The following is a 7,167-nucleotide window of genomic DNA, read 5'->3' on the forward strand; positions in this document are numbered from 1 at the left end:
CGTGCCGAACGTGACGTCCTTCGCTGAAGTGGCCTACCTCTTTGAGGAGTTCGAGCACACCGCTTGGCGACTGGAGACGCGCCGCCGCTACGCCTCGGACCGCAAGAGCCCACGGTGGCAGCGCTTCATCGCAGGGGAGGACATCACCCGTGATCTCCCCAACGCCTGGCGGGAGAACGTCGCGGCGCAGACCGGGCAGGGCAAACGGATCGAACGGGTGCGGATCGTCGATGACCCTCCGACCGAGGGGCAGCGTTTCCTGCTCCTGAGCGGGCTGGGCAACGTCTCTTCGGGCGAGGACATCCGCAACCTCTACCGCGCGGAGGCCGAACGGCTCGGGCTGCCGTCCTTCGACTTCTGGCTGTTCGACTCCCGCCTCCTGGCGAAGTTCGCGTTCGACGACGAGGACACCACCCTCGGCGTGCAACTGATCGAGGACCCCGCCGAGGTCCTCGCAGCATGCCAGGCCAGGGACGCAGCATGGCATCACGCCGTCCGTACCGAAGAGTTCCAGCAGCGGGTACGTTCCCCCATGTGAGCACGGACTTCCAGACGGCGAGGGAGGCGCTTGGCGCGCGGCTGGGAGAGCTGCGCGCCGAGGCCCGTATGCAGGGCAAGGACCTCGCTGCGAAACTCGGGTGGCAGGCCTCGAAGGTCTCCCGCATCCAACTGGGGAAGCAGACGCCGAGCGCCGAGGACATCGCCGCGTGGGCCCAGGGCGTCGGTCGGCCCGACCTGGAGACCGAACTGCAAGGGCTGCGCGCCAGCCTGGAGATGAAGCACCGATCATGGCGCCGCCAGCTCGCAGGCGGACACCGCGGCCGCCAGGAAATCGCGGTCAGGGAGAGCGCTGTCACCCAGCTGACGCGCGGACTCGAAGTCTCCCGGATCCCAGGTCTGTTCCAGACACCGGACTACGCGCGCATCATCTTCGACGCGAACGCAGAATTCCGCGGCATCCCACCGACGACCGAGGCGGCCGTCGAAAAGCGCATGCATCGGCAAGAGGCCCTCTACGAACCGGGCAAGACCTTCCGGTTCCTCGTATGCGAGGCCGCCCTCTACCACCGGTCGTGTCCCGCAGATGTGATGGCCGAACAACTTGACCGGTTGCACAGCAGCGTGGGCCTTCGCCGCGTGGAACTCGGCATCCTGCCCTTCGGAGTGCAGTTGCGGCGCACGGCCCCCCACGCGTTCTGGATCTACGACCGGCGATTGGTGATCGTCGAGACGATCAGCGAGGAGCTGTGGCTCACTGGCGAGGACGACATCCGCTTGTACGAGCGAGCGTGGGACTGGCTCGCCGAATCCGCTGAGTACGGTGCTCCCGCGCGTCGCCTGATCGGCCGCGCGAGAGCCTCCCTCGACCTCGCGTAGGCAATCGGCTGCAAGCTCACTGCCCACGTGCGCAATCCAGCGCAATCGACCACCGTAGGCGCAATCGTTGCGCCTACGGTCCTGGTCATGGCCTCACCGATGCACGTACCGGAGGCGCAGCACGAGGCAGGAGACGCCTGGCTCGCCGACTGCGCCGAACAACCCGACCTCGTACGCGAGGCCTGGGACGTACAGGCCCTCGCCACCATCCGTACCGGCGTGCACTGGCTCGCCGCCGAGAGCCCCATCGTCGCCGTCCTGGCCGCCCTCAAGCGCATGCCCCCGGGACGTCTCGGTCCCGTCCTCGCTGACCCCACCACCGAACAGGCGTGGTGGTTGGTTCCGCTCGGCGCCGGGGAGCACCTCGCCGGCACAAGGCAGATCAGGGTCCGTCCCGCCGGCTGGCCGCTGCGCTGCCCGCCGACAGGTTGGCAGCTCTGCGGCCGCTTCTGGCTGCAACGCCCCGACGGCTCCGGCAAGTTGACCGACCCGGTCTTGCTCGGAGCCGCGCTCGGCCCCGAAGGCAGCGGTCCGCGACTCCCTGCGGAGGCATTCGGATGACCACGATGGACGACTCGCCAGCCGACCTAGCTCCCCCGCTGGCTCAGCCCGCTCCCACGCCTGGTTGTGGCGTGTGCGAGGCGCTCGTCCGGCAGCGCGCCACCGCACGCGCCAAGGGCGACTTCTCCAGCGCCGGTGACTGCAACGTGGAGATTCTCAACCACACCCACCAGCCACAGAGAGGGAAGCGGACATGAGCGGAACCTCGTGGGAGTGGCGCGACGCCGGAAGCAACTCTGGCCACATGCAACAGGTGGCCGGCGACGCCGCCTACACCCGCACCCACAGGGCGTACCGCGCCTACATCGACCACACCTCGACGTGCAGCGCCTGCGCTCACCAGGACGGACGGTGTCCGGCAGCAGACCAGCTCTGGGAGAGCTACCTCGGTGCCACCTCGTCGTAGACCTCGCTGCCGGAACACGGGCAGGCACCGGCAGCGGGATGGGGCGGCCGCCCTCGTAGGACCCATACTGCGCGGCCGCCTGTCGATCGGCTGTCGGCGCCTGGACCCCGCGTCGGTCGAGGAACGAGGAGACGCGGGCAAGGTCCATGGCTTCAGCTCACTCCGAGCCCCCGACCAGGCTGACAGCCATGGCCCCCGACCACCGGTCACGATCGGTCAACGTGCGCATGGGGCTGCCGTGGTCGGGCCTGTGGTCGGGCCGACCATGGGTCCCGCCTGGTGCTGGGGAACGCTGCGCAGTGGCGGTTGCGCAGCGACAGCACGTGTTGCGCAGATACTGCGCAACACGTTCGGGTCGTGCGTCCCGCTGTGTGCAGCCAGCCTTCCCGTTGTGCGCAGTCGGCTGCGCATGCCGACTGCGGGGCTGTGGTCGGGCCGACCACAGCCCCGACCATGGGCTTTGTGTCCCCGTCGTGACCGGGGTCGGGCCTTCGTGGTCGGCGGTCGGGTCGGGGCCCGTGACTTGTCTCAAGGTCAGCAAGTACACGATCTGACCTGCGAGTTCGACCATGTCCCCTGGCAAGCAGGTCTCGCGGAGCGGCGCTGCCCCTGTGATGGCCGCCGGTGCGGAACTGGAGAGGATGCGGCGTCGCGTGCGTTTGTCACGCCTGGCCCTGTTCATTGCGATTGCGGCCGGGCCCGTCGCGGTGATGTCCGGCCCGGCCACACCTTCTTCCACGTCGATCCGTTCGGGCGCGCCTCGATCTGCAAAGTCGGCCGCGACCCGAACATCGACCTCATCAAGGAAGGCGTGGAAGGTCTGGCCCGGCTCGGCGGCATCGCCGAGTCCCTCATGCTTCGCACCGGAGGCTGTACCGGCTGTCAGCTGTCCGGCACCTGCCGGGTCTGCAGGCCGATGGCCAAGGTCTTCCAGGAGGCGAAGGCACCACTGGAGAACTACTGCCAACACGCAGAAAGGTGACCGCATGACCGCTGTCATGGTCGAGATCACACCGGTTCGCACCGCCTCCCTCGAGAAGGAGGATCCGGACGCTGTCGTACTCGTCGGCGACGTCGAAGCACTGCTGAACGGCACGCTGCCGGGATGCGGCGACGACAACCCCTACCAGTAGCGCCCAGGGCGGGTGGGCGCCGCGCCCTCCCCAGCGGCTCCCACCCGCCCAGCAACACGGCCGGGCAGTCACGGCGATCCCCGCCTTCACCACCACACGAACTCAGCGCCTCCTGGAGAGCACCTTGGCAACCCACCGCCTGACCGACATGCCCAAAGAGGCCCTCGCCGCGATCGAGTCCCTCACCGGTGCGGTCACGAAGACTGAAATGCTGTCAGCCGGACTGAACAGCGAGATCGCTGCCCGGCTGCACTGCGGCAACGACACGATCTTCATCAAGGGCATGCGCAGCGACCACCCACGCGTGTGGACGCAGCGCCGCGAGGCCGACATCAACCCCCACACCGAGGGCCTCGCCCCGAAGCTGCTGTGGCACATCAAGCAGGACGGCTGGGATCTCCTCGGCTTCGAGGACCTCGACGGCGAGCACGTCGACTACTCCCCCGGGTCGGCGCACCTGCCCCTGGTCGTGCACGCCCTGCAGACTCTGGCAGGCGTCACCGCGCCATCGTCAGTGGAACTCAAGACGATGCCGTCCCGCATGAGTGCCTACGTAGACCGGGACTCGGGCGATCTGCATCTGTTCGCGGGAAGCAGCCTGCTGCACACCGATTGGAAACCCGACAACGTCCTCGTCAAGGACGGCGAAGTACGCGTGGTCGACTGGGCGTGGGCCTCCAGCGGCGCCGCATGGATCGACCCCGCCCTGTGGATCATCTGGCTCATCGCATCCGGCCACACCACGGAACAAGCCGAAGCCCTGGCGAGTCAACACCCGGTCTGGAGCCACGCCCCCGTTCACGGCATCAACGCCTTCGCCCGTGCACAGCAACGGCTGTGGGAGTCGATCGCCAGGGTCGACGCGCCCGACGAGTGGACCCACACGATGCACAACGCCGCGAAAGCCTGGGCGGCCCACCGGTCATGACCCCTTCGCGGGCTCCAGGTTCCGGGAGTGGTGAATGCCCGCTTCCTAGCCACTATCTCCCTGGATCCGCGCGCGGCCTCCACGTCCGCCAGACCGTTGAGCCGTCGACCAGCGACCTCGGCAACTTCACCCGCACCCACGCTGCCCACATCCACGGCCGCACTCTCGCCTGCCTTGTCTCCGCCCAGCGGTACGAGCACGTCGACCATGAGATCGAGCCGCTCCTCCGCGTAGAGGTCGTTTTGTCCCGACGAAGTTATTTGGTAGCACCATCGCCAACGTGGTGGTCCAGGCAGTACTTCTGCCCGGGCCACCACGTTGCTGTCATCGGTCGCTGCACCGCCGTACTTCGGCCTACGTCAGGCGGAACGTGATCGTGTGGTAGTACTGGTCGGACCCGGTCGCGCCGTCACGCAGGGCGGCCCGGAGCTTCATGTACTGCCCCTTCGCCGGTTCCGGGATATGAGCGGACACGCAGTCGCCGTTGGACCCGTTGGCATCCGCCACCTCGTAGTAGCCTCCGCCGTCGGAGTTTCGCCAGACCTCAGCAACGGCACGGAGCCCATCAGGGGTGCCCCGATCGCAAACTGTCAGGGTCGCCCCGTACCCGCTGGCGTCACTGGTGTACTGGGCGAACCCATAGCCGCCCCTCGCGGAGGTGTACGAGTACACGCCCTCGTCAGAAGCGCTGGCAGGACCAGACACCAATACGCCTGCGCTGAAAAGCGCCGCTACCGCACCGGCCAGGACAGCAGCCCTGCTTCTCACCTTTATGGTCAACGACCTCATCCCACTCCTCATCTCGCTTCTTGGTTACGTCTCTGCGGTGCTCGGTGCCTCCTGTCCGAACCTGGTCAGGGCCGTGCCCGGGCTTCTACCCGGCGATAGACAGGGGCGAAGGTGAATTCTTTTGCTCGCTCACGGACAAGGGTGGCTGGAGGGCTGATCGAGAGGCGACGTGATTTGGCCTAGCTCAAATAACGACATCTTGGACATGCTCCTGCCATGCCGATACGCATCCACTTCACGACTGAGGACATGGCCCGCACCTGTTTCGTGGAGGCACCCCGTCCTTTTCTCGAGCTGAACATCGCGCTGCGGCAATTGCAGGAAGGCAGTCACCCGACCCGGTTCGGGGCCTGGAGGCGGGAGTCATTGCGGCGCCTGTCGCCAAGGGTGCAGCAGCTGTTCGACCTGATCCCCTCACGGGGCTGGGCGGTAAGCTTCCTCAGCAGTCCGGCGGCCGAGAGCATTGAAGAGGCGCTGGATCGGGTCCGGGCGATGCCTGCTGCCCGCCTCCGGAAGGAGACGGAGGTCTGGGCCTTCCGAGACCATCAGCGGCCGGTGCCGGCCTGGACGCAGTTGCTCGGTGACGACAGCAAGCTGCTGTTGGAGTTGACCGATGTTGCAGCCCACGTGTACCAGCACGTCATCGCTCCCTACCAGCAGCGCATCGACGATCTGAGCGCCGCGGACCGAGCACTGCGCAGACGGCAGGCCGCCCACGGTGGGCTCCATGCCCTGCTGGCCGGACTCAACCCCCGCCACATCAGCTGGAAGCCACCGATTTTAGAGCTGGCCATGGCGGACGGTACGGACGACGACTTTTATCTCGCCGGCCGTGGCCTGCAGTTGATTCCGTCGGTCTTCGGAGCGGCCTCTCCCGTACTGGGTGTGAGCGCCGAACCCCAGCCGTATTTGACCTACCCCGTCCGCCTCGACGACACAAGCCGCGCCCTGCCGCCCACGAACACCGCACGGGCCCTCAGCACCGTCCCAGACTCCCTTACCGCGCTCCTCGGCCACACTCGGGCCATAGTGTTATGGACCATCGCAGCTCATTCGGGCTGCACCACCACCGAACTGGCCCGCCAGGTCGGTACCTCCCCGGCCAGCGCCAGCCAGCACGCGACCGTTCTACGCTCCGCCGGGCTGATCACAACCATCCGCGACCGCAACACCGCCCTCCACACCGCAACCCGACTGGGCACCAGCCTCCTCAACACAACCGCCTAGGAACGATCACCGCGGTCACCGCGGATCATGGCCAGTCCCAAACCATCCGAACGTCTGGTCCTCGTGAGCGCGCCGCGGAAAGCCGCACGACGATCAATTCTCACCCGGGCATCGGAGAGGTCGGTGGGGTACGGGCGGTGTCGCGTTCAAGGCCCTCGACCTCTACATGTCCCGGCGTTGAGACTGCGGGTCGCGTGCTGATCGTCGACGCCGCTGCGGTGCGCGTGGAGCGCCAGCTGCTGGCGGGCGAGTTGACCTGCCCGTCCTGCGGGGCGCCCCTCGTGCCCTGGGGGCACGGCAGGGAGCGGGAAGTACGCGGCGATCTCGGAGTTCGTTGGTTCGTACGTCCTCGCCGGTCGCGCTGTTCGGGCTGCCAGGTCACGCACGTCCTGCTGCCGGACACGTCGTGGCCGCGGCGGATGGATGCGGCCGAGGTGATCGGGGCCGGGCTGGAGATAGCGGCCCTGGGCATGGGGCACCGCCAGGTCGCCGCCCATCTGGGGCTCGCGGACGGCACGGTCCGCGGCTGGATCCGCCGCTTCCGCCGCAGGTCGCAGGAAGTGCGCCGGTACTTCACCGTCACCCTGGTCGCGCTCGCGGACGATCCCGTGATGCCGGAGCCGGCCGCCTCGCCGTTGTCCGACGCGGTTTCGGTCGTGGGGGGGGGGGGGGCGGCGGGCGGGGCCCCGCCCGCCCCGCCCCCCACAAAGCCAAAACAAAAAAACCAACAAAAAAACAAAAAAACT

General features: G+C 67.6%; 10 protein-coding genes and 1 pseudogene. 10 read left to right on the plus strand and 1 reads right to left on the minus strand.

Annotation, left to right across the window (positions count from 1 at the left end):
- Nucleotide 1: 1 nt before the first annotated feature.
- From ABZS97_RS22375 to ABZS97_RS22410, 8 genes and pseudogenes are all read left to right on the plus strand, one after another.
- Nucleotides 2-538 (plus strand): DUF6879 family protein, encoded by a 537-nt coding sequence (locus tag ABZS97_RS22375; RefSeq protein ID WP_356140060.1) that lies wholly within the window; start codon nt 2-4, stop codon nt 536-538.
- Entirely contained in the window at nt 535-1,377 is an 843-nt protein-coding gene (locus ABZS97_RS22380; protein ID WP_356140061.1) for a helix-turn-helix transcriptional regulator, read from the plus strand. Before ABZS97_RS22375 ends, ABZS97_RS22380 begins: the two co-directional genes overlap by 4 nt.
- Before the next feature lie 87 nt (nt 1,378-1,464).
- Nucleotides 1,465-1,938 (plus strand): hypothetical protein, encoded by a 474-nt coding sequence (locus ABZS97_RS22385; RefSeq protein WP_356140062.1) that lies wholly within the window; start codon nt 1,465-1,467, stop codon nt 1,936-1,938.
- Nucleotides 1,935-2,135: a hypothetical protein gene (locus ABZS97_RS22390; RefSeq protein WP_356140063.1), complete on the plus strand. Its 201-nt coding sequence runs from the start codon at nt 1,935-1,937 to the stop codon at nt 2,133-2,135. The genes ABZS97_RS22385 and ABZS97_RS22390 overlap by 4 nt, the downstream gene beginning before the upstream one ends.
- Nucleotides 2,132-2,344: a hypothetical protein gene (locus tag ABZS97_RS22395; RefSeq protein ID WP_356140064.1), complete on the plus strand. Its 213-nt coding sequence runs from the start codon at nt 2,132-2,134 to the stop codon at nt 2,342-2,344. Before ABZS97_RS22390 ends, ABZS97_RS22395 begins: the two co-directional genes overlap by 4 nt.
- Nucleotides 2,345-3,065: 721 nt before the next feature.
- A pseudogene (locus tag ABZS97_RS22400) lies at nt 3,066-3,326 on the plus strand (radical SAM protein); the annotation flags it as partial.
- A 4-nt stretch (nt 3,327-3,330) separates the two neighbouring features.
- On the plus strand, nt 3,331-3,477 hold the full coding sequence (locus ABZS97_RS22405; RefSeq protein ID WP_356140065.1) for a hypothetical protein: 147 nt from the start codon (nt 3,331-3,333) through the stop codon (nt 3,475-3,477).
- 124 nt (nt 3,478-3,601) lie between these two features.
- Complete coding sequence (locus ABZS97_RS22410) at nt 3,602-4,405, plus strand: aminoglycoside phosphotransferase (protein ID WP_356140066.1); 804 nt, start codon at nt 3,602-3,604, stop codon at nt 4,403-4,405.
- A gap of 354 nt (nt 4,406-4,759) precedes the next feature.
- Here the strand turns inward: ABZS97_RS22410 and ABZS97_RS22415 are convergent, their stop codons facing one another.
- Nucleotides 4,760-4,912, minus strand: coding sequence for a hypothetical protein (locus tag ABZS97_RS22415; RefSeq protein WP_356140067.1), 153 nt, complete (start codon nt 4,910-4,912; stop codon nt 4,760-4,762).
- 498 nt (nt 4,913-5,410) lie between these two features.
- Between ABZS97_RS22415 and ABZS97_RS22420 the strand changes: the two genes are divergently transcribed.
- Both ABZS97_RS22420 and ABZS97_RS22425 read left to right on the plus strand, forming a co-directional pair.
- The gene (locus ABZS97_RS22420; protein WP_356140068.1) at nt 5,411-6,421 is read left to right on the plus strand and encodes a winged helix-turn-helix domain-containing protein; all 1,011 of its coding nucleotides are present in this window, start codon (nt 5,411-5,413) and stop codon (nt 6,419-6,421) included.
- Nucleotides 6,422-6,615: 194 nt separating this feature from the next.
- Nucleotides 6,616-7,167 (plus strand): DUF6431 domain-containing protein (locus tag ABZS97_RS22425; RefSeq protein ID WP_356140069.1); only part of this gene is annotated, 552 nt, incomplete at its 3' end.

Source organism: Streptomyces sp. NPDC005485 (genome assembly GCF_040606085.1).
In the GTDB taxonomy this organism is placed as follows: Bacteria; Actinomycetota; Actinomycetes; order Streptomycetales; family Streptomycetaceae; genus Streptomyces.